Origin of the sequence: Actinomadura rubrobrunea NBRC 15275 (genome assembly GCF_001552235.1) — a bacterium.
In the GTDB taxonomy this organism is placed as follows: domain Bacteria; phylum Actinomycetota; class Actinomycetes; order Streptosporangiales; family Streptosporangiaceae; genus Spirillospora; species Spirillospora viridilutea.
The window spans coordinates 1-24,846 of the sequence record NZ_BCQU01000094.1; the positions used below are offsets into that span (position 1 = coordinate 1).

The window sequence follows — 24,846 nt, forward strand, 5'->3', positions numbered from 1 at the left end:
GCGGCGCCGGCCGAAGCCGCCGCCGCGCCCGGCCGCCCCGCCCAGGACGGCCGGAACGCGGACGGCGCCACGGCCTGAGGCTTGCGCGGGTCGCGGCCCGGCCTCAGCTCCGCGCGGGCCGCTCCACCCGCTCCACCTGGAGGGCGTTCTCACGGAACCAGGCCCGCAGCGGCTTCTTGTCGAACTTGCCGACGGTGGTCTTGGGGATCTCGTCGAGGAACGTCCAGTTCTCCGGGACCTGCCAGCGCGCCACCTTGCCGTCGAGGAAGGCCGCCAGCTCCTCGGCCGTGACGGCGCTGCCGGGCCGCCGCACCACGCACGCCAGCGGACGCTCGTCCCACTTCGGGTCCGGCACGCCGATCACGGCGGCCTCCAGCACGCCCGGATGCGCCATCAGGTGGTTCTCCAGCTCCACCGAGGAGATCCATTCGCCGCCGGACTTGATGACGTCCTTGGCCCGGTCGGTGATCTGGAAGAACCCGCGCTCGTCGATCGTGCCGATGTCGCCGGTGCGCAGCCACCCGTCGTGGAACTTCTCCGGCGCCGGGTCCCGGTGGTAGGCGCCGGTGATCCACGGCCCGCGGACCTCGATCTCGCCGACGGACGCGCCGTCCCACGGCAGCTCGCGTCCGGCGTCGTCGACGATGCGCATCTCCACGCCGGCGGTGATCCGGCCGGACTTCATCCGCCAGTCCACGTCCTCGGGCGTGCCGGGCTCCACCCCGGGCGGCGGGAACGCCATGCCGCCGAGCGGGCTGGTCTCGGTCATGCCCCAGCCCTGGATGATCCGCAGCCCGTACCGCTCCTCGAAGCGCTCCAGCATGGCGCGCGGCGCGGCCGCGCCGCCGGAGGTGCCGGCGCGCAGCGACGACAGGTCGATCTCGTGCGCGGCGCCGTACTCCAGGATGCCGTTCCAGATCGTGGGGACCGCGGACGCCACGGTGCTGCGCTCGGACGCGATGAACCGGGTGAGGTGCTCGGGCTGCAGGAACGGCCCGGGCATGTGCAGGGACGCCCCCGACAGCATCGCCCCGTACGGCAGCCCCCAGGCGTTCACGTGGAACATCGGAACGATCGTCAGGACCCGGTCGGCCTCGGTGATGCCGACCAGCGACGCCGACTGCACCGCCATGGCGTGCAGGAACGTCGACCGGTGCGAGTACACCACGCCCTTCGGGTCGCCGGTGGTGCCGCTGGTGTAGCACATGGACGCGGCCGCGCGCTCGTCGATCTGCGGCCAGGCGAAGCCGGGGTCCTCGGCGGCCAGCAGGTCCCGGTAGCGCAGCACGCGGGCGTTGCGTCCCCCGTCCCGCAGCGCCTTCTCCAGCGGTTCGGCGTCGCCGTCGCCCACCACGATGTAGGACTCCACGCTGTGCACCCGCCCGGCCACGCGCGCCAGCAGCGGCAGGAGGCTGTCGTCGACGAGAACCACCCGGTCCTCGGCGTGGTCGATGATGTGCGCGAGCTGGTCCGGGAAGAGCCTGATGTTCAGGGTGTGCAGCACCGCGCCCATGCCGGGCACCCCGAAGTACGCCTCGAGGTGCTCCTGGTGGTTCCAGCAGAAGGTGGCCACCGGGTCGCCGGCCCGCACGCCGAGCCGGGTCAGCGCGGCGGCGAGCCGTCCGGCGTTCTCGGCGATCTGCGCGTAGGTGGCGCGACGCGCGCCCGAACCGGTCCAGGTGACGCACTCGCTCCGCCCGAAGACGCGGGAACCGTGTCGGAGAATCGCGCCGACGGTGAGCGGGAAGTCCTGCATCGTGCTTTGGATCATGCCGTTCTCCCGGGGGTGGGGACGCGTGTGCAGCGGCGGACCATGTGGCGAGGAGCACATACCGACTGGTCGGTTAAACGTTAGGAGCGGCCGTTGCGCGCCGTCAACGGTGCGCCGAGGGTGGTGATGCCGGACCCAGGTTCGGCGGACACTGGCTGAGGTCCGTCACAGCGGGAAGGATCGACGGCGTGATCCCGCGGTGCGGCGACGGGCGGCACGGCGCCGCCCGATGCCAAGCCGTCTCCCTGCACCCGTCTGTCAGGAGGACCTTTGAAGACCCGCACGTTCGCCGGGACGCAGGTCGGCGCCGTCGGCCTCGGCTGCATGGGCATGAGCTGGGCCTACAGCGCCTCCGAGCGCGACGACGACGAGTCGGTCGCGCTGATCCGGGAGGCGCTCGACCTCGGCGTCACGTTCCTGGACACCGCCCAGGTGTACGGGTCCGGGCACAACGAGACCCTGGTCGGCCGCGCGCTGCGCGGGCGCCGCGACGAGGCGGTGCTCGCCACCAAGACGGGCCTGGTCGCCGAGGATCCCGAGCGCATGCGGATGGCGACCCGCGGCACCCCCGAGCACGTGAAGCGCTCGGCCGAGGAGAGCCTGCGGCGGCTGGACACCGACGTCATCGACCTGTACTACCTGCACCGCGTCGACCCGGAGGTGCCGCTGGCCGAGACCTGGGGCGCCATGGCCGAGCTGGTCGCCGAGGGCAAGGTGCGGCACCTGGGCCTGTCGGAGGTGACGGTGGCGCAGGCCGAGGAGGCCCACCGCATCCACCCGGTCGCCGCGATCCAGTCGGAGCTGTCGCTGTGGACCCGGGACCCGATGGGCGCGCCGGGCGGCATCGTCGGCGGGTTCGTCGGCGGCGCACCGGTGGCGGGCGACGAGGGGCCGGGCGACGTGGTCGGGTGGTGCGCCGCCCACGGCGCGGTGTTCGTGCCGTTCTCACCGCTCGGCCGCGGCTTCCTCACCGGCACGGTGACCGCCGCCGACTTCGAGGAGAACGACTACCGGCGGCGCAACGCCCGCTTCCAGGAGGACGCGCTCAAGCAGAACCTGCGCATCGTCGACGTCGTCAAGCGCGTGGCCGAACGGCGCGGCGCCACGCCCGCGCAGGTCGCCATCGCCTGGACGCTGGCGCAGGGCGAGCACGTCATCCCGATCCCCGGCACCAAGAAGCGGCGCTACCTGCGCGAGAACGCCGGCGCCGCCGACCTGGAGCTCACTGAGCAGGACCTGGCCGAACTGGACGACGTCCCGGCCGCCGTCGGCGCCCGCTACTGACCCGCGCCGCGGCGGCGGCGCTCAGCCGACCGAGGCCGAGCGCCGTGCTTCAGCGGCCAAAGCGAGGATGTCGTCGACCGCCCACTGGTCGTAGGCGTGGCGACCGTACTTGACGGCGGCGACGCGGCCGTCCGGGGAGATGAGGAAGTCTGCCGGCAGGCCGAGACGCCCGTTGGGCTGGCGGATGGCGGGGGCGCGGTCGCGTCCGAGGGCGGCCAGGCAGAGCTGGCGGCCGACGGCCACGAGAAGCGGCCCCCACGCGCGCGGGTCGAGCAGCGCGCGTGGGGCGGCCTCCACGCCGAACTCCCGGTAGAGCCGCATGTCGGGGTCGGCGACGAGCGCGAACGGCAGGTCGGCCGCGTACGGGCGCAGCTGCTCGGCGGGGGAGTGGAACACCGCCACCTCGCTGACGCCCGCCGCTTCGATCTCGCCGTGCCGCCGTGCCACCGACCGGAGGTGGAGATTGCAGATCGGGCATCCGGCGAAGCGTCGGAACTGCAGGTGGACGAGCCGTTCCGGGTCGGGAACGGACACCGGCGGGCCGCCGACGGCGGCCAGCGCACGGGCGGGGACCGGCGAGCCGACCGCAAGCCGGGACGCGTTCATGGGGACCTCCACGCGTAGGCGTACAAGATACGCCTACAGGGTAGGCGTATCTTGTACGCTGTCAATACCGGATCCGGCGCGCCCTGGGCCGACGTACGCGTATGCGGTACGCTGCCGGCCGTCATGCCGCGTCCGCGTTCGCTCACTCCCACCCGCATCGCCGAGGCCGCCCTCGCCGTGCTCGACCGCGGCGGCCTGCCCGCGCTCACCATGCGGGCGGTCGCCCAGGAGCTCGGCATGGGCACGATGTCGCTGTACCGGTACGTCGACGACCGCGACGAGCTGGAACGGCTGGTCGTGGATCTGGTGCTCGCCGCCGTCGACACCGACCCGCCGCCCGGCCTCCCCTGGCGGGACCAGGTCGCGGCGCTGGTGCGGCGGGTGCGGGACGCGGTCGCCGCGCATCCCGCCGTCGTCCCCTTGACGCTGACGCACCGGCACCGCTCGCCCGCCCTGATGCGCTGGGGGGAGGCGGTGACGAACGCGCTGGCCGGGGCCGGATTCGACGCACGACGCCGCGTCATCGCGCTGCGGAGCCTGCTCGGCTACCTCATCGGCGCCATCCAGCTCGAACACCTCGGACCGCTGTCGGGGGCGGGCACCGACGCGATCGCCGCCCTGCCGGACGACACCCACCCCCGCCTCGCCGAGACCGCCCGTCACGCACGGGGCGTCACGCCCGAAGAGGAGTTCGACGGAGGGTTGGCCGCGGTCCTCGCCGGAATAGAGGCGACCTTGCGCTGACGTCGGCCGCCGAGCGGGGGCCTGGCCGTTCAGGGCCGGGGGACGAGGCGGGTCTGCTGGGCGGCGATCGCCTCGGCGGCCTCGCGGACGATCCGGTCGATCAGCTCCGCGCACGTCGGCAGGTCGTCGATCACCGCCACGGCCTGTCCGGACGCCATGACCCCCAGATCGGGGCGCCCGTCCACCATGGCGGCCTTGAGCAGCAGCGGCGTGTTCGCGGCCATGAGCACCTGCGCCCACGACAGGTCCCCGCCGCGGCGCATGGCCCGGCCGTCGGCCAGCATCGCCCGCCACGACATGCCGGAGATCTTCTTGAAGCGGGCCGCGTTGCGCACCGCCCGCACCAGGCCGGTGACGCGGCCGGAGCGTTCGAGCCCGTCCACCAGGTCGCTGCGCAGCACCCGGTGCGGCAGCCCGTCGACCCGCCGGGTCACCACGGTCTCGGTGGCGCGCAGGTAGACGCGCTTGACCGCGTCGGGCACCGGGCTGTCGGCGGTCAGCAGGAACCGGGTGCCCATGGCCACGCCCGCCGCGCCGTAGGCGAGCGCGGCGGCCAGGCCGCGCCCGTCGAAGAACCCGCCGGCGGCGATCACGGGGATGTCGACGGCGTCGACCACCTGGGGGAGCAGCAGCGTCGTGGCGAGCGGCCCGGTGTGCCCGCCGCCCTCGCCGCCCTGCACCAGCACCGCGTCCGCGCCCCACGCGGCGACCTTCTCGGCGTGCCGCCGCGCGCCCACGGACGGGATCACCACCACGCCCGCGTCCTTCAGCCGGGCGATCAGCTCGGGCCGCGGCGCCAGGGCGAACGAGGCGACCCGCACCCCCTCCTTGATGATCAGGTCGACGCGCTCGCCCGCGTCGGCGGCGTCCGCCCGCAGGTTGACGCCGAACGGGGCGTCCGTGCGGTCCTTGACCTCCCGGATCGCCTCGGCCAGCCGGGCGGGCGACATGGTCGCCGACGCCAGCACGCCCAGCCCGCCGGCCTCGGCCACCGCCGTGACCAGCCGCGGCCCGGCCACCCAGCCCATCCCCGTCTGCACGACCGGATGCCGGACGCCGGTGAGCCGGGTCAGCGGCGTGTCGAGGACGCGCCCGTCCGCCCGCCCGGTCACGACGGGACCTCGCGGTCGCGCAGGCCCGTCGGATCGAGCACCTCACGGATCAGCCGCAGCTCCGCGGCGTCGGGCGTGCGGGTCTGCGGCACCTCGTCGGGGACGACCAGCTCGAAGCCGGTGTTCGCGACGACCTCCTCGACCGTCACGCCGGGGTGCGTGGACCGCAGGCGCATCCGCCGGTCCGGTGTGTCGAAGTCGAGGACGGCCAGGTCGGTGACGACCGCGCGCAGCTCGAACGCGCCCCGGTCGCCGCCGAGGCCGCTGACGACGTCGACCTTCTCGGTGAACACGCGGGGCGAGTGCCGGGGGATCCAGTAGCTGGTGGTGTTGACGCGCGTGTTGCCGGGCGCGCCGCGCACGCCGAGCAGCTGCCGCGCCGGCCGCTCCCAGGCGCCGATGCAGGAGATGTTGGAGTTGCCGTACCGGTCGATCTGGCTCGCGCCCAGCACCACGTGGCGGCGCCCGTTCAGCACCAGCCACAAGTGGTCGCGGAACGGCAGCCAGCCCTCCACCGCCCCCGCCGGCGCGCCCAGCGGCACCGGCTCGGCGGTCAGGTGCGGCCCGCCGTCGGTGGTGAGAAGGTCCGGTTCGAACGTCATCCGCGCCAGGCGCGCCCCCAGCGCGGGCACCAGGCCGGACACGGCCGCCGCGAGGATCTCCCCGTCTCCGCGGAACAGCTCCGCGCACGCCACCGCGCACACCTCGGCACGCGTCGCCGCGCTCATCGGGACTCCTCCCGCCAGGTGCGGACGGCGTCCTGGTAGGCGGCCTCGTCACCGGACAGGAAGCGGTCGCGGAACGCCCGCCACCGGTCCGGATCGCGCGCCGACTGCGCGTACAGCCTCTGGAACGCCTCGTCGCGACCGCGGTCGGGCTCGCAGGCGGTGAAGTGCGCGCCGTTCGGCGTCTCCACCACGCCCGCCACGTGCATGCGGCTGATCAGCAGCGACTGCACCGGGCCCTCCTTGAGCAGGTCGCCGGTGTCGACCAGGCGTTCGCAGGAGACGTAGGTGCGGCCGGCCGCTTTGGCGAACAGGTCGTCCATGTACGGGTCGGGGCCGAGGTACTGGGCGTTGCCGCGCGCGTCGGCGCGGTTCATGTGGATCAGCGCGACGTCCATCGTCAGCGGCGGCACGGCGACCAGCTCGCCGCCGTCCGCGTACGGGGAGCGCACGGTCTTCAGCTCGGGGTTGACGCGCAGCACGTCCGAGCCCAGGCCCGCCGGGGTCGGCAGGAACGGCAGCCGGTGCGCGGCCGCGTACAGCCCGAACATGAACATGCCCTCGTCGTACTCGGTCAGCGCGATCGCCCCGCTCTCGCGCGCCGCCCGGAAGTGCGGCTCGAGCGGGATCGAGTCGAGCGTGACGAACGGCGCGACCAGCCTGCGCACCTTGCCGTACGCGCACAGCAGCCCCACGTCCGGTCCGCCGCAGGACACCACCGTCAGGTCGGTGACCGGCGACCGGCAGATCGCCCGCACCAGCGCCATCGGCTTGCGGCGCGAGCCCCACCCGCCGATCCCGACCGTCATGCCGCTGTCCAGCGACGCGGCGACCGCGTCCGCCGTCATCACCTTGCTCATCGGCGCTCCTTCGCGGCCCGGTCGCCCCGGACGAAGGCGTCGCGGTGCCGGTCGCCCGCGCCGGTCAGGGCGAGCTCGAAGGTGAAGCCCTGCTCGAACCGGTAGCTGCGGTTGACGTCCACCGGGTCGATGCCGTTCAGCGACTCCTTGGCCCGCCGGATCACGTACCGGTCCTTCGCCGCGATGTCGCGGGCCACGGCCAGCGCCGCGTCGCGCAGCCTCTCCGCCGGGACGACCTCGAGCACGGACCCGTGCCGGTGCAGCTCCTCTGCGGTGACGGTGCGGCACGTGTAGACCATCGCGCGCATCAGGTGCTGCGGGACGAGCCGGGCCAGGTGGGTGGCGGCGCCCAGCGCGCCCCGGTCAACTTCGGGCAGGCCGAAGTAGGCGTCCTCGGAGGCCACGACCACGTCGGCGTTGCCGACCAGCCCGACGCCGCCGCCCAGGCAGAACCCGTGCACCGCCGCCACGACCGGCACCTCGCACTCGTACACCGCCGCGAACGCCGCGTAGCACCCCCGGTTCGCGCCGATCAGCGCGGTGTGCCCCTCGGCGGCCTGCATCTCCTTGAGGTCGACCCCGGCGTTGAAGCCGCGTCCCTCGGCGCGGAGCACCACCGCCCCGACGCGCGGGTCGCGCCCGGCCGCCAGCAGCGCGTCGGCGAGGTCGTGCCAGCCCTGGACGGTGAGCGCGTTGACCGGGGGAGCGGCGACGACGATCTCGGCCACCCCGTCGGGGCGGGTCGTGGTGGAGACTCCCATGGGCTACCTTTCCACCAAACATTTGTTAGAACAGACGGTAGCAGGAAAGCGCCGGGAGGGCCCGATGTCGCTGACGCTGGATCTGAGCGGCCGCCTCGCCGTGGTCACCGGGGGAGTGCGGGGCGTCGGACGCGGCATCACCCGGGCGTTCCTGCGGGCCGGGGCCGACGTGGTCGCCGTCGCCCGGCGCGAGCCTCCCGACCTGCCGTCCGCCGGCGGCCGCACCGCCCGCTTCGTCTCCCTCGACGTGCGCGACCCGGACGCCGTGCAGGAGTTCATGGACGGCCTCGACCGCGTCGACGTGCTGGTCAACAACGCGGGCGGCACCCCGTACCTGCCCCTGGCCGACGGCGACCCCCGCACCCACGCCAAGATCATCGAGTTGAACCTGACCGCCCCGCTGATCTGCGCCCGGGCCGCCGCGGCCCGCATGCGCGCCCGTCCCGGCGGCGGCTCCATCATCATGATCGGCAGCGTCAGCGGGGTGCGGCCGTCGCCCGGCACGGCCGCCTACGGCGCGGCCAAGGCGGGCCTGCACAGCCTGGCGGCCTCGCTCGCCGTCGAATGGGCCCCCGACATCAGGGTGAACGCGCTCGTCCTCGGCATGGTCCGCACCGAGAGCGCCCACCTGCACTACGGCGACGAGGACGGGGTCGCCGCCGTGGCCCGCACCGTCCCGCTGGGCCGCCTCGCCGACCCGTACGGCGACGTCGGCTCCGCCTGCGTGTTCCTCGCCTCCGATCTCGCGGCCTACATCTCCGGATCGGCGCTGCTCGTGCACGGCGGCGGCGAGCGCCCCGCCTTCCTCGACGCCGCCACCGCCAACAAGCCCGGCGCCCCCGACGGCGCCGGCGGCAGCGCCGACAGACACGACAGCGCGGACAGAAACGACAGCGCGGACAGGGAGGACGCCAAGTGATCTGCAAGGACCGCGTCGTGGCCGTCACCGGAGCCGGCCGAGGCCTCGGCCGCGCGCACGCCCTGGAGTTCGCGCGCCAGGGCGCCGCCGTGGTCGTCAACGACCTGGGCGTGGCCCGCGACGGCACCGGCGACCCGGCCGACGGCCCCGCCCGCAAGGTCGCGGAGGAGATCGAGGAGCTCGGCGGGCGGGCCGTGGTCAGCGTCCACGACGTCGCCGCCGAGGACGGCGCCGCCGCGCTGGTCGCCACGGCCCTGGACGCCTTCGGACGTCTGGACGTCCTCGTCAACAACGCCGGGTTCCTGCGCGACCGGATGCTGGTCAACCTCACCGAGGAGGAGTGGGACGCGGTCGTGCGCGTCCACCTCAAGGGCCACTTCCTGCCGCTCAAGCACGCCGCGCGGCATTGGCGCGCCGAGAGCAGGGCGGGTCGCGCCGTGGACGCCCGCGTCATCAACACCTCGTCGGGCGCCGGGCTGCTCGGCAGCGTCGGCCAGGGCAACTACTCCGCCGCCAAGGCCGGGATCGTCGGCCTCACCCTGGTGGCGGCCGCGGAGCTGGCCCGCTACGGCGTCACCGTCAACGCGATCGCCCCGGCCGCCCGCACCCGCATGACCGAGGAGGTCTTCGCGCGGACCATGGCGCCCCCGGCCGACGGCGGGTTCGACGCCATGGCGCCGGAGAACGTCTCGCCCCTGGTGGTCTGGCTCGGCTCGGAGCGGTCCCGAGGCGTCACCGGCCGCGTCTTCGAGGTCGAGGGCGGCCGGATCTGCGTCATGGACGGCTTCCGGCACGGCCCGGCGATCGACAAGGGCGCCCGCTGGGACCCGTGCGAGCTGGACGCCGTCGTCGCCGGCCTGCTGTCCAGCGCGCCCGCGCCCGAGCCGGTCTACGGCGCCTGAACGAGACGGGCTCGTACTGCGCGGACGCATGACCGCAGCCCCGATGCCACCACGGGTATATCGACGTGCGCTCTCGGTGAACCTTACTGTGTCAAGGCGGCGTCCGGTGAACGGGTCCGCGAAGCGAGCCGGATCGGCCGTCGTGGGCCTTGACGCCGAGGAGCGGCCAAGTTTTACCTGATCGAGACCAGCGGTGCGGCCGAGGCGCCCAACGCCCGACCGGGCGGGGCAAGGGGGCAGGTGGCGCTGGAATGCGCGGCGTGTGGATGATGTTGTTAGGCGCTGAGACGGCCGGAAAACCGATCGCCCTGGGCGCGTCGTCCGGCTACGGTGCCAAGGTTGCGGGAACGCCCTGTCCGGCCCCGACCGGCCGCCCGGTCCCGCCGTGTACGCCACTTGTTCGACGGTAATGAGGACGCCCGTGAGATCGCCGCTCGCCGACCTGCGCGCGCGCCTGCCCGAGCTGACGCTGTACGACCGGCACCGGCTGCGCCGCCGCCTCGACGGGGTGCAGAAGCTGCGCGACGAGCGGCGCCGCGAGCGGGTGCTGGCGGAGATCGGCGCCGAGGTCGAGGCCGCCGAGCGGCGGGTGGCGCGGCGCCGCGCCGCCGTCCCGGCGATCACCTATCCGGACGCGCTGCCGGTGACGCAGAAGAAGGACGACATCCTGGCGGCGATCCGCGACCACCAGGTGGTGATCGTGGCGGGGGAGACCGGCTCCGGCAAGACCACCCAGATCCCCAAGATGTGCCTGGAGCTGGGGCGCGGCGTGCTCGGCTCGATCGGGCACACCCAGCCGCGGCGGCTGGCCGCCCGGACCGTGGCCGACCGCATCGCCGAGGAGCTCGGCACCGAACTGGGCCAGACCGTCGGCTACAAGGTGCGGTTCACCGACCGGTCCAGCGACGACACGCTCGTCAAGCTGATGACCGACGGGATCCTGCTCGCCGAGATCCAGACCGACCGGCTGCTGCGCCGCTACGACACGCTGATCATCGACGAGGCGCACGAGCGCAGCCTCAACATCGACTTCCTGCTCGGGTACGTCAAGGAGATCCTGCCCCGGCGGCCCGACCTGAAGGTGGTCATCACCTCGGCGACGATCGACCCGGAGCGCTTCTCCAAGCATTTCGACGACGCGCCGATCGTGGAGGTGTCCGGGCGGACGTACCCGGTCGAGGTGCGCTACCGGCCGATCGTCGACCCGGACGACCCGCACGCCGACCCCGACCGCGACCAGATCCAGGCGATCTGCGACGCGGTGGACGAGCTGTCGCGGGAGGCGCCGGGCGACATCCTGGTCTTCCTCAGCGGCGAACGGGAGATCCGCGACACCGCCGACGCGCTCACCAAGCATCTCAAGGGGCGCAGGGGCCCGCAGACGGAGGTGCTGCCGCTGTACGCGCGCCTGTCGGCCGCCGAGCAGCACCGGGTGTTCCAACCGCACGGCGGACGGCGCATCGTGCTGGCCACCAACGTCGCCGAGACGTCCCTGACCGTGCCCGGCATCAAGTACGTCATCGACACGGGCACCGCCCGCATCTCCCGCTACAGCCACCGCCTCAAGGTGCAGCGGCTGCCGATCGAGCCGATCTCCCAGGCGTCGGCGAACCAGCGCAAGGGCCGCTGCGGGCGCGTGTCGGAAGGCATCTGCATCCGGCTGTACTCGGAGGAGGACTTCGAGTCCCGGCCGGAGTTCACCGAGCCGGAGATCCTGCGCACCAACCTGGCGTCGGTCATCCTGCAGATGACGGCGCTGGGCCTCGGCGACATCGCCGCGTTCCCGTTCGTCGAGCCGCCGGACCGCCGCAACATCAAGGCGGGCATGGACCTGCTGCACGAGCTCGGCGCCATCGACCCCGCCGAGAAGGACCCGCGCAAGCGGCTCACCCCGCTGGGCCGCCGCCTGGCGCAGCTGCCGATCGATCCGCGGCTGGCCCGGATGATCCTTGCGGCCGACGAGGCCGGCTGCGTGCGCGAGGTGCTGGTGATCGCCTCGGCGCTGTCCATCCAGGACCCGCGGGAGCGGCCCGCCGAGCACCAGCAGGCCGCCGACGAGAAGCACCGCCGGTTCGCCGACCCCTCCTCGGACTTCCTCGCCTACCTGAACCTGTGGAACTACCTGCAGGAACGGCAGCGCGAGCTGTCGGGCAGCGCGTTCCGCCGGATGTGCCGCGAGGAGTTCCTGCACTACCTGCGCGTCCGCGAGTGGCAGGACCTGCACGCCCAGCTCAAGCAGGTCGTCAAGGGGATGGGCATCACCCTCAACACCGCCGACGCCGACCCCGACCGCATCCACATGGCGCTGCTGTCGGGCCTGCTGTCGCACATCGGGATGCAGGATCCGGGCCGGTCCGGGCCGAACGGCCGCAAGAAGGACGAGGGCGGGCAGCGGCGGCGCCCGCAGGTCGAATACCTGGGCGCGCGCGGCGCCAAGTTCGCCGTCTTCCCCGGGTCGGCGCTGGCCAAGAAGCCGCCGCGGTGGGTGATGGCCGCCGAGCTGGTGGAGACGTCCCGGCTGTGGGCCCGCGTCAACGCCCGCATCGAGCCGGAGTGGATCGAACCGCTCGCCCAGCACCTGGTCAAACGCAGCTACAGCGAGCCGCACTGGTCCAGGAAGCAGGCCGCGGTCATGGCGTACGAGAAGGTCACCCTGTACGGGGTTCCGATCGTCGCGCAGCGCCGCGTCAACTACGGCCGCATCGACCCGGAGCTGTCGCGCGAGCTGTTCATCCGGCACGCGCTGGTCGAGGGCGACTGGGACACCCGCCACCGGTTCTTCCACGACAACCGGGCGCTGCTGGACGAGGTGGAGGAGCTGGAGCACCGGGCCCGCCGCCGCGACATCCTCGTCGACGACGAGACGCTGTTCGACTTCTACGACCAGCGCATCCCGCGGGACGTGGTGTCGGGCCGGCACTTCGACGCCTGGTGGAAGAAGGCCCGCCGCACCCAGCCGGACCTGCTGAACTTCGAGAAGTCGATGCTCATCAACGAGGGCGCCGACGAGGTCAGCGAGGCCGACTACCCCGACGCCTGGCGGCAGGGGCCGCTGCGGCTGCGGCTGACGTACCAGTTCGAGCCGGGCACCGACGCCGACGGCGTCACCGTGCACATCCCCGTGCAGATCCTCAACCAGGTGCGGCCGGACGGGTTCGAGTGGCAGGTGCCGGGGCTGCGGCACGAGCTGGTGACCGAGCTGATCCGGTCGCTGCCGAAACCGGTGCGGGTCAACTTCGTCCCGGCGCCCGACTTCGCGCGGCGCGTCCTGGAGCGGCTGGCGCCGCGCACCGAGCCGCTGCTGGCCGCGCTGGAGCGCGAGCTGACCGCCATGACCGGCGTGCCGGTCAAACGGGAGGACTGGGACCTGGCGCGCCTGCCCGCCCACCTGCGCATGAACTTCCGCGTGGAGGACGAGCGCGGCCGGGTGCTGGGCGAGCACACCGACCTGGAGGCGTTGAAGCGCAAGCTGCGGGGCACGATGCGCGGCACGCTGGCCAAGGCCGCGTCCACCGAGGGCGTCGAACGCGCCGGGCTGCGCGACTGGACGATCGGGGAGCTGCCGCGCACCTACGAGCGCAGCCAGTCCGGCTACGAGGTCAAGGCGTACCCGGCGCTGACCGACGAGGGCGACAGCGTCGCCGTCCGCATGTACGAGACCGAGGCCGAGCAGCGCCGCGCCATGTGGCTCGGCACGCGCCGCCTCGTGCTGCTCAACTGCACGTCGCCGGTCAAGTCGATCCAGAAGGACCTGTCCAACCAGGCCAAGCTGGCGCTCAGCCACAACCCGCACGGCTCGGTGGCCAGGCTGTTCGACGACTGCGTCACGGCCGCCGCCGACCGCCTCATCGCCGAGGCCGGGGGACCGGCGTGGGACGAGGCGGGCTTTCGCCGCCTGTACGACCACGTGCGCGCCGAGCTGCACGACGCGACCGCCGCGGTCGTGGCGCACGTCGCGCGGATCCTGGCCGAGGCCCACGAGATCGAACGGCGCCTGCGCGGCACGACGAGCCTGACCCTGGTGCCCGCGCTGACCGACGTGCGCGAGCAGCTGGGCAGGCTGATCCGTCCCGGCTTCGTCACCGCGACGGGCTGGCACCGCCTGCCCGACCTGCCGCGCTATCTGCGGGCGCTGCAGATCCGGCTGGACAAGCTGCCGGAGAACCCGGGGCGCGACCGGCAGCTCACCTTCCAGGTCCACCAGGTGGAGCAGGAGTACGAGGCGCTGCTGCACCGGCTGCCGCCCGCGCGGCGCGACGAGGAGGCGGTCCGGCAGATCCGCTGGCTGCTGGAGGAGCTGCGGGTGTCGCTGTTCGCCCAGCAGCTCGGCACGCGCGTGCCGGTGTCGGACAAGCGCATCCGCAAGGCGATGGCGCAGATCGCCGTTTAGCGGTGCTTGTCCGGCCGCGTCGGGACGTGTCAGGACGTGTGTCGATCATCCCGGGTGCCCCACAAGTCACTGCAGTCACGTTGAGTAGGTCGTATCGTTCAATGCATGCCTAAGAGCGATGAGCGCGACAACAGCGGTCCTGGGGGGCAGGCCGTGACCTCCGAAGCCGCTGTCGCAGAGGCCGGCTCCCAGACCGACGAGGGCGCTCCCGCCGCTTCCGAGAGCGCCGCCCCGCAGGACGCCGCCGCGCGCAACGCGGCGGCGACGGGGGACGCCCAGGCGGCGTCGTCCGACGAGACCGCCCGGGCGGTCGAGGCCTCGTCCACGGCCGTGCCCTCAGGCTCCGCGCCCGCGCGCGCCAAGGACGAGGCCGTGGCTCGCGTGGGCGACCCCGTCGCGGTCTGGCCGTGCGCCAACTGCGGCCGTCCGGTGCCGCAGCCGGTGGGGGCCGTGCGCGTCGTCCGCTACTGCCAGGACAACGACGGCGCCTGCGCCCGCGAGGCCCGCGAACGGCGCGAGCGCGGCCGGGACGCGCCCGGCCTGACCGGTCAGGTCGCCGCGACCTGGGAGATGGTGGAGCGCCTGGAGCGGACCGCCGACCTGCTCGCCGAGTCGCTCACCCAGGAGCTGAGCGTGGCGGGGGTGGAGCGGCGCATCGCCGAGGTGCGGGCCGAGGCCGCCCGCGAGCTGGCCGTCGCGCAGAGCGAACGCGACGCGTCCCAGCGGCGGGCCGAGGAGGCCTGGCAGGAGGTGATGGCGGCCCGCAAGCGCGCCGAGAACGCCGAGAAGGAGGCCGCGAAGGCCCGCGAGGACGCCAAGCTGGCCACGTCCAAGCGGGACGCCGCCCAGCAGGCCTGGGAGGAGGCCCACCAGATCGCCCAGCAGGCGGTGTCGGCCAAGCTGGCCGCCGAGAGCGAACGCGACCGCATCGCCGCCCGCGAGACCGAGCTGCTGGCCGCGCTGGAGAACACCCGCGCCGAGCTGGTCGCCCTGCACGCCAAGCTCGCCGAGGCCGAGAGCGCCGTGGAGGCCCAGCGGGCGGAGGCGGCCGCGGCCAAGCAGAGCCTGGAGGACCTGCGCACCGCCATGCGCGACAGCGAGGCCCAGCGGCAGCGGGCCATGCAGGCCGCCGCCAAGGCCGAGGCGGAGCGGGCGGCCGCGCTGCGCGCCCAGTCGGAGGCCGAGGCCGAGGTGGTGCGCGCCAACGCCCGCGCCGAGGAGGCGGTCAAGGAGCGCGACGCCGCGCTCGCCCAGGCCCGGCAGGCCACCGCCGAGCGCGACGAGCTGGCCGCCAAGGTGAACGACCAGGCCATGCAGCTGCGCCAGCTCGCGCAGTCGGTGGCCGACCAGCAGGCCGCGCTCGCCGCGCTGGCCGAGGAGCGCGACGCGGCCCGCGCCGAGGCGGACCGGGCGCGCCGCCAGATCGACCAGCTCACCCAGGGCACCCTCGCGTCCAACTTCGTGCCCGCCCCGCCGCCGCCCGCCACGGGGCACCCGCCGCAGTTCGGCGCGCACCAGCTCTTCGCCGGCGCCTCGCAGCAGTCGCAGCAGAGCGGCGAGCGGCCCGCGGCCCAGACCGGCGGTCAGACCGCGCCTCCGCCGGCGAGCCCGCCCGTGCCCGGCGGCGCCCCGGCGACGTCCAGCGGGCCGCAGAGCACCGTCCGGGCCGACCGCGAGGACCCGCTGTTCACCGGTCCGTGACGCCCGCGCGCTTCGGCCCGTGAACGCACGTGCGCACGCCCGCGGGCCGGAGCGGGAACGGCCGCGCGCAGGGACGCCGTTCGGCGAGCGCGGGCGCGCCGCCGGTCAGGTCAGGACGCCGACGAGCAGTGCTCGGCCGAAGGGCGGGTCTCCGGCGCGTCGCCGCCCGCCGGAGCGGCCGTCTCGGGTTCGGCGGCCGCGGAGGCGGCGGGCGGCGCGAAACGGCTCGGATCGACCTCGATCCAGATCTGCTCGGCGCGGCCGAGCAGGCGGCCGTCCGCCCCGTACAGCGCCGTCGCCGCATGGGTCTTGCGGCCCTCGCGGGTGCGCGCCAGACCCACGACCACGCAGCGCTCGCCGGCGGCCGGGACCCCGGTGACCTGCGCGGTCATCGTGCCCAGCACCGAAGGACGGCCGTGGCCCGGCTCGGCGAACGACCACGCGCCGGGGCAGTCCAGCGCCGCCCACACCAGCTCCGGCCCGGGCTCCTCGGACGGCGTCCACGGCGCCGCCACGGTGCCGTCGGCCACCGGGCCGGGCATCAGTCGCAGCGCGTCGCCGGGCCGGCGGTCGGTGCCGCACACGAAGCAGCGGGGGAACGGGTGGTCGTCGACGCCCAGGTACCCGCGGGCCGCCTCCACGGCGGCCTCGTACGGCACGGCCGGGGCCGGCGGCACCACGATCGCCCCGGCCAGCGCCTCGGCGATCAGCGTCTCGCCGTGCCACAGCCGCGCGCTGAGCCCCCGCTCGTCCTCCACGGTCACGCGCAGCTCGGTGTCGAGCGGCGGCGGACGGCGCAGTGTCACGGTGACCGTGTCGGTGGACAGGCGACCGGCGAGCAGTCCCGCGACATAGCCGCCGTTGCCCGACCCGTCGGGCCCCTGGAACCGCTTCTCTATGATCAACTCGATCCCCCGGAGTCCGCTTTCGCATGAAAACCCCGCCGATCATAGTGAGCCGCGCCGACACTTCCGCACGCAGGGTGACCTGCGGGGTATCGATCACGAACGGCGGTACATCGCGCGAGCGGACGGCGTCCGCCATGGCACGGACCAATTTCCGATAAGCCCGCTCCCCCGGAGGCGGGCGGATTTCTGATGTGTCGTACAGGAGGCCGTCGGCCTCTTCCGTCAGGGCGACGGCGCCCGGCGGCGGTCGCCGCGCGGGGTCACAGGGCGCGGGACGGCTGGGGACGGCCGGGACGTGTGGTGAAGAACACCGACAGCGACCCGGTGAGGCGGGCGCGGACCGTGGCCTCGTCGACCGGGCCGTCCTCGGGCACGGGCGTGTGCTCCAGCGCGCGGGCGATCAGCTGCTCGATGTTGCGGTCGGCGACCAGCACCGAGCAGGTGTCGCAGGCGTACCACGGGTAGAGCATGTTGAGCACGGCCACCGCCGTGTCGTCGTCGGACAGGTCCGTGGTGTCCAGCTCGACCTCGAAGCTGTCGGTGTCCTCGGGGTCCAGGGTGGGGTAGTAGAGCCAGCGCGGGCCGGGGCAGCCGCAGAAGTCGCAGGCGCGCTCGCGCTGCTCCGGGGTGCCCACGGCCAGCTCCAGCTCGTGGTCCCACGGCTCCACCCGCCGGTTGTGCCGGTAGCCGATGCCGTCCAGCACGCCCTCGCGGTTGTGCGTCACGTCGTGCACCTCTCCGCCGCAGCGGGCGCACATGAAGCCGATGTCCTCCATGTCCCTCCCCCGGTTCGCTGAGGCACCGGCTCTCACAGTATCCGGCCGCGACCGTGTTCGTCCGCCGGGCAGCGCGCGTGCCGACGGTCGGCCGCCCGGGCAAGGCGCCCACGACCGCGCTGGTCAGCGGGTGTTTCGAGCACACTCGTCCCGCCGCCGCGGGCGGCCGGGGCGCGCCGGCCTTCAGGCGTCGGCGGTGACGCGGTGGGCGGCCAGGTGCGCCAGCACGGACTGGTTGGCCTCCCACCCGTCCGGGAACTTCACCGGCACGCCCAGGTGCACCGGCTCGGTGGAGGGATGCGCGTCCAGCAGCTCGGGGATCCCCGCGCGGGCCACCACGACGCACGCGTGCCGGTGCCGCGAGGTCAGCACGCACAGCCGTCCCGACTCCAGGTGGAACGCGGTTGCGTCGCGGCGCCCCGACAGCGGGTGCAGCACGATCGTCACGTCGTACTCGCGGCCCTGCAGCCGGTTGGCGGTGTCGACGGTGATGCCCGCGCCCAGCGAGCCGAGCGCCGCGCGGATGGCGGCGACCTGGTCGCGGTGCGCGGCGCCGATCGCCACCCGGTCCGCCGTGACCGGGCGCGAGCCCAGCTCCGAGTGCGCGACCGGGCCGCGTTGCAGCAGCCGCACCGCCAGCGCCGCCGTCGCGCGCACCGCCTCGGCGTCGGTGCGCAGCGTGTGCCGGGCGGGCAGCTCGTACAGCGCCCAGCCGGTGGCGGCGGCCTCCTCCAGCGCCCGGTCGTAGGTGGTGCCCATGCCGCGCGCGCCGAACTCCAGCCGCCGGTCCTCCGGCCCGGTGCCGGCGCGGAATCCGGTGAACGGGTAGAACGCCTCCGACACCAGCGGCGCCGCCGACGCCGGCAGCCGCCACGACACCGGCAGCCGGTGCACCGGGAGGTCGGGGTTGTGCGCCAGCAGCACCGCCACGGCGCTGCGCATCGGGTCCCAGGTCAGCCCGGCCCACCGTTCCACCTCCACGGTGGAGAACGGGTCGAGCTGCCCGGGGTCGCCCACGAACAGCGCCCGTTCGAACCGCGCGGCGATGCGCAGCAGCATGTCCGAGCGCATCTGGTACGCCTCGTCGACGATCGCCCACGGCCACGACCCGTCCGCCAGCGTCGCCCACTTGGCCGCCGTGGCGATGACGATGTCGCGGTCGGCCAGGTCGTCGGCCTTCTGCGCGACCCGCACCGACGGGTGCGCGGCGACCCGCTCGGACGGGGCGTAGGCGGACGCCGACAGCCGCCCGATGCTCAGCGTCGGATGCCTGCCGGCGATGCGGTCGATCAGGTCGTCCACCTGTTCGTTGGTCTGCGCGACGATCATCAGCCGCTCCCCGGCCTCGGCCAGGTGCGCCGCCGCCCGCACCACCAGGGTCGACTTGCCCGCGCCGGGCGGGGAGTCGACCACCACGCCGCGGTGCTCGCCCGCCAGGTCGGCCAGCACCGCCTCCACGACGCGGGCGGCGGCGACCGACGGGTCGGGGTCCTCCCGCGGCGCGGGCACCGCGTGCAGCGGGCCCGCGGTGGACGGGCGCGCGCCCGTCATGACCGTGCCGTCCGTCATGACCATTCCTCCGCGGCGTCCTCGTCGGTGGGCACGTAGTCCTCGGTCGGGCCGCCGTGCGTCCACGGCGTCTCCTCCCGGTCGGGGAACCGGGCAACGCCCCAGGAGTCGGCGACCCGCGACGTGAAGCACACCCGGTCGCCGACCTGCGGGACCGTCCCGGGTTCGGGCGTCAGCCTGCGGCCCATCCCGCCCGTCAGCTCCAGCAGCACCGCGCCCTCGGCCAGCTTCACCACCCGGCCCTTGAGCGCGGGACGGTCGGCGCTGCACACCGTCGTGCCGGGCTCCAGCCGCACCGGGTCCTCGGTGCGGACCCACAGGCGGGGCCGCAGCCGGGGACGCTTGCCCGTCTCGTCCAGGCGGGTCGGGTCGCACTCGGTGACCACCCCGCCGAACGCCTCGCCCGCGAGCCGGTGCTCGGCCATCACCAGCGGATCGTCGAACGCGCGCTGGGCCTCGTAGCTCTCCTGGGCGCGCTCCAGCTCGTGCAGGCGGCGCGCGGCCCGCACCGGCGGGTCGCGGCGGGCCTGCGGGTAGCCTTCGCCGAACGTCTGGTGGAAATGGGTGAACGCGTCGCGGTCGCGTTCCCAGCGGGCGGGCACGCTGGCGCCCTCCGGCAGCGCGCGCAGCAGCCGGACGCCCCGCCACATCAGCTCCCAGGTGGGGGCGAGCTGGCTCTCCAACGCGGCGCGGATCTTCTCCTCCGCCTGCGGCGCGTTCTGCTGGTACGCCGCCATCGCCGGGGCCAGCACCTCGTTGTCGAACGTCGGGTCGGTCGCCGGACCGGCCGGGGGACAGACCACCGGATCCTCGGCGCGCGCGGCCGCCGCGGGGCCGTCCATCCCTTCGGGCGGGTCGATCCAGCCGAGCAGCGCGGCCAGGTTGCCGTCCTCCACCGCGCTCTGCCCCGTCGCCCAGTGCAGCCGCAGCACCTCGGTCATCGCCAGCAGCAGCGAACTGCCGGGATGGTCGTGCCGCTCGCCGAACCAGGTCAGCCACCGTCCCAGCGCCGGCACGGCCGCGTCCACCGCGTACGGGCCCTCGGTGCGGCGAAAGCGCGTGGAACGGCCGAGCAGCCGCAGGAACGCCACCCCGCCCCGGTTGGGCACCAGCAGCTGCGGCGCGTCGCTGTAGCGGGTCCGCTCCTCGCCGTCGCGTCCCGGCGGCAGCTGCTCCACCGACCCGCGGCTGGCCTCGATGTGGTCCAGCACCACCTTGGCCAGGTCCGCGGCGAACGCGAACCGCAGGTCGCGGTTGCGCGGCTGCGGCACCACCAGCAGCGTCGGATCGGACGGGCGCGTGCCGAGCATCATCGCCAGCGGCGCCGCCGCCTCGCCGGCCAGCTTCAACGGCACCATGACCAGCGGCGCCTCGGCCAGATGGCAGTGCCGCACCGTGGCGATCGGCTGGGCCCGGCCCGTCGCCACCGCCTGCAGCTGCGCCAGCGACGTCAGCGCGCTCATGCGCGCCTCCCGCTTGCCTTCGAGGCGCTCATCGGCGCGCACCCTCCACGGCGGTCCGCGGGCGGCCGGTCATGCGGCACCGTCCAGGGCCTCGCGGCGCAGGCGCGCGGCGAGGCGCAGCTGCGCGGCGGTCTCGGCCAGGTCGGGCGTCGGCTCCATGGTGCCGTCCGCCAGCGCCAGCGCGGTGCCGATCGACTCCACTCCGCCCAGGTCGTCGCGCACCGACCGGCCGAGCGCGCCCGTCGACCCGCACGCGCGCGCCTCGTCCCGGCAGAAGAACGCCATCTCGCACGTGGACATGCACTCGGGCGCGTAGCGCGCCTCGACCGCGCGCACCGCGTCGGCGAGCGCCTCGCCGGGCGCGAACGTCAGGTCGTCCGGCAGCGTCTCCAGGATCCGGTCGACGCGGGTGAGCCGCGCCAGCTGCCGCTCCAGCACCGCCAGCTGCGGCCGCACGTCCAGCAGCGACGCGGTCGGACGGTTGGAGAAGTTCTCCGGGCACACCAGGAACACCTCGTGCGACACCCGGTCGGCGGGCGCGCCCAGCTCGGTCACCAGGCGGCGCAGCGCCAGCACGTACACCGCGGACTGGCGGGCGGCCGCCGCGACCTGGTCGGGCTCGGCCTGCCCGTCGATCACCGCGAACGACTTGATCTCGATGACGTGGAAGCGCCCGCCCAGCTGGAAGGCGATGACGTCGGGCTCCAGGTAGGCGGGCTGGCCGGCGATGTCCAGCCGCAGCAGCGGATGGTCGAACAGCGTGCCCTCGCCCGACTCCAGCGCCCGCGCCAGCAGCCGCCGCGTCCTCGTGTAGCGCAGCTCGCGGCCCTCGTTGCCGCCCACCACCTCCAGGTCGGCGTAGGAGACCTCGGGCACCGTCAGACCGAGCCGGTCGCGCAGCAGGGTGAGCAGCTCCGCGCAGCCGTCGGCCTTCACCTTCGCCTCGAACGCGTTGCCGCGCGTGATGGCGAACTGCGACTGGCCGAACTGCGCCGGGAACCCGAGGGCGCGGGCGACGGCGTCCTTGTCCACTCCGGCGGCGTCCATCACGCCGCGCCGCGCGCAGCCGGGGTTGGCGGTCAGCGCGGCGATGGTGCGGGCGTCGTGGTTGCGCGGGGGAGCGCCGCCGCGCAGACGCTCCAGGGCCAGTGCGGTGTCGGTCATCGGTCGTCTCCGTTGCTGGCGCCGTCCGGGCGGCGTCCCGGCGGGACCGGGCCGCTCGTCCGGCGGGAGGTGCGGGGTGTCGCTTCGCCGCCCGGTCCGCCGCCGGACGGCTTCGTCGCCGACCTGCCGCGCCTGGCGGCCGAGGCGGACGCGGACGAGCGGCGCCCGGACGCTGCCTTCCGGGCGGCCGCGGTGCCCGTGCGCGAGGCGGCGGCCCGGCGGGAACGCGGCGCGGCCGCAGGCGGGGAGCCCGCCGCGGTGCGCATCGCCCGCAGGCGGGTGCCGAACAGCAGCTCGACGTCGTCGAGCTGCGCGCGGGCGCGTTCGGCGGCCTGCCTGCGCTGGTCGCGGTCGGCCTCCTCGTGGACGTCGAGCTCGGCCCGCGCCGCCTCGGCCAGCACCGCCGGGTCCACGACGCCGATCCCGCCGGTCGTCCGCACGTCGGTCGCGCCGGGGATGTTGGTCGCGAACCGCCACAGCAGCCGGCGCACCTGCGGCGACGACGCCGCGTCGCCGCGTCCGGCGTGCTCGGCGACGCGCAGCGCCGCGGTGAGGAAGTCGGTGCGCGGGCTGAGCGGCCCGACGATCCGCCGCTCCAGCGGCCACGTGCTCACCGTCACCAGGCCGCGGGCCGCGGCGAGCAGGTCGGCGGTGAGTCCGGCGCACAGATAGTACGGGCGGGCGTAGGGGGCGGCGCGGAACGAGCGCTCCTCGTCGCGGCGCAGGCTGGTCAGCCGCGCGCCCGGGATCTCGCCCGGGAAGAACGCCGCGTACACCGACCCGATCAGCTTGGGCGCGGCCGGGACGCCCAGCAGCGTCAGCGCCTGGTGGACCTGCTCCCGCACGGGCAGCAGGCCGCGCTCGGCGCCGGTCCGCGGCCGCTCGTCGGGGTGGCCGTCGTCGTCGCCGAGCACCGCCTCGTCCCAGGCGCGCTCGGCCCGGCGCAGCTCGGCCCGCAACGTGCGCGCCAGGCCGCGGTCACCGGCCGCCATCGCGCGCCGGACGGCGGCGCGCAGCTCGGCGATGCGCTCTTCCAGCGCATCGGGCGTGAGCGCGTCGGGTGACGGTGGCATGCGGGTGAGACTAACGCAGCTTCCCGACAATTCCAGTGTTTTCCAGTGATTGGAGTGTCAGGCGTCGGGGAGCGCGGCGGGAGGCGTCAGCGGGGCTTGCGCCACACGATCGAATAGCGCCACAGCGCGTGCCTGCGGAACCGCGCGCCGGGCAGCAGCCGCAGCGCCTCGTCCCGCACCTGGGCCCAGGTCATGCTGGGGTCGACGATCGGCGCGCCCGGGTTCCCGACGCGGCGGCGGTTGCGCCACCGGTGGAAGTAGTGCGCGGGGAGGCCCGCGGCGCCGTACAGCAGGTCCGCGACTCCTCCGTTGCTCGCCAGACTGATGACCGCCAGGCTCCCGCCGGGCCGCAGCGCGTCGCGCATCTTGGTCAGGCCCGCGGTGAAGTCCATGTGGTGAATGGCCGCCACGCTGCACACGAAGTCGAAGTGCTCGCGCGGCACGTCGTGCTCCAGGAAGTCGGCCTCGACGAACTCGACGTTGTCCACGCCCGCGTTCAGCTCCCGCGCCCTGGCGATCATTTCGGCGGACGCGTCGATGCCGGTGACGTGCTCGGCGCGCGGCGCCAGACGCCGGACCAGCAGTCCGTCACCGCACCCCACGTCGAGGGCCGCGCGGCATCCGCGCGGCACCGCGCTCAGCACCACGTCGTGGTAGTGCGTGTTGTGGTTCCAGTAGTCGTGCACCGGGTCCGGGGACGTCGAAAGGGCCACGGGTCCTCTCCTTCGGGGGGTGGGCCGCCGGGGGCCGGGCGCGGCCGTCGTGGTCGTCGGAGAGCCCACACGATAGCGATCATCGAGAAGGCGCCGGACCTTCCCGCTGCGGGCCCCGCATGCCAGGGCGGACGGCATGAGCGGCGGCACCGTGCGGACGGGCGGTGCGGCTGATCGCCGCCGGCGCCGGCGACCGGTCCCGAGGGGGAGGGCGCACTCTGGGGGTCAGCCGTAGGCGGGCGTCTCGTCGGGGACGTCAGTGTAGGGGGAGGCGAACAGGTCGAGGGTGCGGTCCAGATGGGCGGACCACCAGGCGACCAGCCCGGCGGGACCGGCGGACGCGCGGTCGCCCGCCCGGCCGTCGCCCAGGTAGCGCTGCCGCAGCGGCGCCACGTCGCACAGGCGCTCCCACCACGCGCGATGCACCGCCGACTGGATCTGCCCCGCGTCCAGGGGGAAGGCCGTCCGGTGGCCGCGGACGAACGCGCGCACCCGGTCCAGGTCGATCCCGGGCTCGTCGTCGGAGGCGAACAGCGACGCGGCGGCGCGCACCACCTCCCCGGCGACCGGGCCGGTGGTCAGCGCGTCCCAGCCGAGCACGGCCGTCACATTGCCCGCCCCGCCGTAGCGCAGGTTCCCGGCGTGGAAGGCGCCGTGCAGGTGGCCGACCGTGCAGGCCTCGATCTCCGGCGGCTGGTGGTCGGCGAACTCGACGAGCAGCTCGCGGCGCTCGCGCAGGCGGCGGGCGGTGAGCGCGTCGAAGTCGGTGCCGTCGCCCGGCAGCGCGTCCAGCATCCGGTCGACGGCGGCGATCGCGTCGGCGGCGCGCGGCGTGGGGATCAGCATGCTCTGCTGGACCGGCGGGGTCAGCCGGTCCAGTTCGGCGTGCAGGCGGCCCAGCAGCTCGCCGAGCCGCTCGCACTGGGCGAACGTCAGCTCCAGGCCGTCGCGCCGACGCCCCGCCACCCACGGGTGCAGCGCGTACGCGCGTCCCGCCGAGGACACCAGGGTGCGGCCGCCGCGCGCGGGCACCGGGGCCAGCACCGGCAGTCCCGCCGCGTCCAGCCCGGTCGTCACCGCGTGCTGGAACAGCACGGCGCGCCGGTCGACGCCGGCGTACTCGGTGAGCAGGTAGGCCCCGTCGGCGGTGTCCACCCGCCAGCGCCGGCGGCCGGGCCGCTCGGCCACCGGCGACGGCGCGCCGCTCGGCGCACCGATCGGCCAGCGCTTCAGCAGCCGCGGCGGAAGCTCGGTGTCGCAAGCGCTCTGTGACGTCGGCACCCCAGCACCTCGGTGGCACTCGAACGGATGTTCACGAACCGACGCTACACGTCCGCCCGGTGCGGTGGAAGCGGAACCCGCGGCGCCGCCGCCTCGCGCGACCGGCCCGCCGGCAGCGCCCGCC

At 74.6% G+C, this 24,846-nt stretch carries 20 protein-coding genes; 6 read left to right on the forward strand and 14 right to left on the reverse strand.

Annotated elements, in window-relative coordinates; genetic code table 11:
• Positions 1–103 precede the first annotated feature (103 nt).
• Positions 104–1,771, reverse strand: a complete 1,668-nt coding sequence (locus tag AR3_RS23735) for a long-chain fatty acid--CoA ligase (protein ID WP_067916978.1) — start codon at positions 1,769–1,771, stop codon at positions 104–106.
• Positions 1,772–2,041: 270 nt separating this feature from the next.
• Between AR3_RS23735 and AR3_RS23740 the strand changes: the two genes are divergently transcribed.
• Positions 2,042–3,055, forward strand: coding sequence for an aldo/keto reductase (locus AR3_RS23740; protein WP_067916980.1), 1,014 nt, complete (start codon positions 2,042–2,044; stop codon positions 3,053–3,055).
• Between the two features lie 21 nt (positions 3,056–3,076).
• On the opposite strand, the gene AR3_RS23745 is transcribed toward AR3_RS23740, so the two are convergent.
• Positions 3,077–3,661: a peroxiredoxin-like family protein gene (locus AR3_RS23745; RefSeq protein WP_067916982.1), complete on the reverse strand. Its 585-nt coding sequence runs from the start codon at positions 3,659–3,661 to the stop codon at positions 3,077–3,079.
• Between the two features lie 123 nt (positions 3,662–3,784).
• Here AR3_RS23745 and AR3_RS23750 point away from each other — a divergent pair, with 123 nt between their 5' ends.
• Positions 3,785–4,405: a TetR/AcrR family transcriptional regulator gene (locus AR3_RS23750; protein ID WP_067916984.1), complete on the forward strand. Its 621-nt coding sequence runs from the start codon at positions 3,785–3,787 to the stop codon at positions 4,403–4,405.
• A 29-nt stretch (positions 4,406–4,434) separates the two neighbouring features.
• Here AR3_RS23750 and AR3_RS23755 read toward each other — a convergent pair whose 3' ends face one another.
• From AR3_RS23755 to AR3_RS23770, 4 genes are read right to left on the reverse strand one after another with little or no spacing between them, the layout of a single operon-like run.
• The gene (locus AR3_RS23755; RefSeq protein ID WP_083951841.1) at positions 4,435–5,517 is read right to left on the reverse strand and encodes an NAD(P)H-dependent flavin oxidoreductase; all 1,083 of its coding nucleotides are present in this window, start codon (positions 5,515–5,517) and stop codon (positions 4,435–4,437) included.
• Positions 5,514–6,245 carry a CoA-transferase subunit beta gene (locus AR3_RS23760; protein WP_067916986.1) on the reverse strand — a complete coding sequence of 244 codons (732 nt, stop codon included), beginning with the start codon at positions 6,243–6,245 and terminating at the stop codon, positions 5,514–5,516. The genes AR3_RS23755 and AR3_RS23760 overlap by 4 nt, the downstream gene beginning before the upstream one ends.
• Entirely contained in the window at positions 6,242–7,102 is an 861-nt protein-coding gene (locus AR3_RS23765) for a CoA transferase subunit A (RefSeq protein WP_067916988.1), read from the reverse strand. The genes AR3_RS23760 and AR3_RS23765 overlap by 4 nt, the downstream gene beginning before the upstream one ends.
• On the reverse strand, positions 7,099–7,863 hold the full coding sequence (locus tag AR3_RS23770; protein ID WP_067916989.1) for an enoyl-CoA hydratase family protein: 765 nt from the start codon (positions 7,861–7,863) through the stop codon (positions 7,099–7,101). Before AR3_RS23770 ends, AR3_RS23765 begins: the two co-directional genes overlap by 4 nt.
• 64 nt (positions 7,864–7,927) lie before the next feature.
• On the opposite strand from AR3_RS23770, the gene AR3_RS23775 reads away from it, so the two are divergent.
• The 4 genes from AR3_RS23775 to AR3_RS23790 all read left to right on the forward strand — a co-directional run bounded on the left by AR3_RS23775 (position 7,928) and on the right by AR3_RS23790 (position 15,775).
• Positions 7,928–8,782 carry an SDR family oxidoreductase gene (locus AR3_RS23775; RefSeq protein WP_067916992.1) on the forward strand — a complete coding sequence of 285 codons (855 nt, stop codon included), beginning with the start codon at positions 7,928–7,930 and terminating at the stop codon, positions 8,780–8,782.
• Positions 8,779–9,684 carry an SDR family oxidoreductase gene (locus AR3_RS23780; RefSeq protein WP_067916994.1) on the forward strand — a complete coding sequence of 302 codons (906 nt, stop codon included), beginning with the start codon at positions 8,779–8,781 and terminating at the stop codon, positions 9,682–9,684. The genes AR3_RS23775 and AR3_RS23780 overlap by 4 nt, the downstream gene beginning before the upstream one ends.
• 409 nt (positions 9,685–10,093) lie before the next feature.
• Positions 10,094–14,074, forward strand: coding sequence for an ATP-dependent RNA helicase HrpA (gene hrpA / locus AR3_RS23785; RefSeq protein ID WP_067916996.1), 3,981 nt, complete (start codon positions 10,094–10,096; stop codon positions 14,072–14,074).
• 105 nt (positions 14,075–14,179) lie between these two features.
• Positions 14,180–15,775: a coiled-coil domain-containing protein gene (locus tag AR3_RS23790; protein WP_227023317.1), complete on the forward strand. Its 1,596-nt coding sequence runs from the start codon at positions 14,180–14,182 to the stop codon at positions 15,773–15,775.
• Between the two features lie 110 nt (positions 15,776–15,885).
• Here AR3_RS23790 and AR3_RS23795 read toward each other — a convergent pair whose 3' ends face one another.
• From AR3_RS23795 to AR3_RS23830, 8 genes are all read right to left on the reverse strand, one after another.
• Complete coding sequence (locus AR3_RS23795) at positions 15,886–16,680, reverse strand: thioesterase family protein (protein WP_227023318.1); 795 nt, start codon at positions 16,678–16,680, stop codon at positions 15,886–15,888.
• A 263-nt stretch (positions 16,681–16,943) separates the two neighbouring features.
• The gene (locus tag AR3_RS23800; protein WP_067916998.1) at positions 16,944–17,459 is read right to left on the reverse strand and encodes a hypothetical protein; all 516 of its coding nucleotides are present in this window, start codon (positions 17,457–17,459) and stop codon (positions 16,944–16,946) included.
• 183 nt (positions 17,460–17,642) lie between these two features.
• Positions 17,643–19,028, reverse strand: coding sequence for an AAA domain-containing protein (locus tag AR3_RS23805; RefSeq protein WP_227023319.1), 1,386 nt, complete (start codon positions 19,026–19,028; stop codon positions 17,643–17,645).
• Positions 19,025–20,491, reverse strand: a complete 1,467-nt coding sequence (locus tag AR3_RS23810; RefSeq protein WP_067917012.1) for a hypothetical protein — start codon at positions 20,489–20,491, stop codon at positions 19,025–19,027. Before AR3_RS23810 ends, AR3_RS23805 begins: the two co-directional genes overlap by 4 nt.
• A gap of 69 nt (positions 20,492–20,560) precedes the next feature.
• On the reverse strand, positions 20,561–21,655 hold the full coding sequence (locus AR3_RS23815; protein WP_067917000.1) for a hypothetical protein: 1,095 nt from the start codon (positions 21,653–21,655) through the stop codon (positions 20,561–20,563).
• The gene (locus AR3_RS23820) at positions 21,652–22,728 is read right to left on the reverse strand and encodes a hypothetical protein (protein WP_217998726.1); all 1,077 of its coding nucleotides are present in this window, start codon (positions 22,726–22,728) and stop codon (positions 21,652–21,654) included. The genes AR3_RS23815 and AR3_RS23820 overlap by 4 nt, the downstream gene beginning before the upstream one ends.
• Before the next feature lie 86 nt (positions 22,729–22,814).
• Complete coding sequence (locus AR3_RS23825; protein ID WP_083951853.1) at positions 22,815–23,579, reverse strand: class I SAM-dependent methyltransferase; 765 nt, start codon at positions 23,577–23,579, stop codon at positions 22,815–22,817.
• 87 nt (positions 23,580–23,666) lie between these two features.
• A complete protein-coding gene (locus AR3_RS23830) occupies positions 23,667–24,722 on the reverse strand; it encodes a phosphotransferase enzyme family protein (RefSeq protein WP_067917003.1) in 1,056 nt (351 codons plus the stop codon).
• Between the last annotated feature and the right edge of the window lie 124 nt (positions 24,723–24,846).

Coding starts and splice junctions, on each gene's coding strand:
- AR3_RS23810 (WP_067917012.1), bottom strand. CDS start 20,491: ATGAGCGCGCTGACGTCGCTGGCGCAGCTGCAGGCGGTGGCGACGGGC.
- AR3_RS23735 (WP_067916978.1), bottom strand. CDS start 1,771: ATGATCCAAAGCACGATGCAGGACTTCCCGCTCACCGTCGGCGCGATT.
- AR3_RS23760 (WP_067916986.1), bottom strand. CDS start 6,245: ATGAGCGCGGCGACGCGTGCCGAGGTGTGCGCGGTGGCGTGCGCGGAG.
- AR3_RS23750 (WP_067916984.1), top strand. CDS start 3,785: ATGCCGCGTCCGCGTTCGCTCACTCCCACCCGCATCGCCGAGGCCGCC.
- AR3_RS23825 (WP_083951853.1), bottom strand. CDS start 23,579: ATGCCGTCCGCCCTGGCATGCGGGGCCCGCAGCGGGAAGGTCCGGCGC.
- AR3_RS23815 (WP_067917000.1), bottom strand. CDS start 21,655: ATGACCGACACCGCACTGGCCCTGGAGCGTCTGCGCGGCGGCGCTCCC.
- AR3_RS23790 (WP_227023317.1), top strand. CDS start 14,180: ATGCCTAAGAGCGATGAGCGCGACAACAGCGGTCCTGGGGGGCAGGCC.
- AR3_RS23765 (WP_067916988.1), bottom strand. CDS start 7,102: ATGAGCAAGGTGATGACGGCGGACGCGGTCGCCGCGTCGCTGGACAGC.
- AR3_RS23745 (WP_067916982.1), bottom strand. CDS start 3,661: ATGAACGCGTCCCGGCTTGCGGTCGGCTCGCCGGTCCCCGCCCGTGCG.
- AR3_RS23800 (WP_067916998.1), bottom strand. CDS start 17,459: ATGGAGGACATCGGCTTCATGTGCGCCCGCTGCGGCGGAGAGGTGCAC.
- AR3_RS23770 (WP_067916989.1), bottom strand. CDS start 7,863: ATGGGAGTCTCCACCACGACCCGCCCCGACGGGGTGGCCGAGATCGTC.
- hrpA (WP_067916996.1), top strand. CDS start 10,094: ATGAGGACGCCCGTGAGATCGCCGCTCGCCGACCTGCGCGCGCGCCTG.
- AR3_RS23775 (WP_067916992.1), top strand. CDS start 7,928: ATGTCGCTGACGCTGGATCTGAGCGGCCGCCTCGCCGTGGTCACCGGG.
- AR3_RS23805 (WP_227023319.1), bottom strand. CDS start 19,028: ATGACGGACGGCACGGTCATGACGGGCGCGCGCCCGTCCACCGCGGGC.
- AR3_RS23820 (WP_217998726.1), bottom strand. CDS start 22,728: ATGCCACCGTCACCCGACGCGCTCACGCCCGATGCGCTGGAAGAGCGC.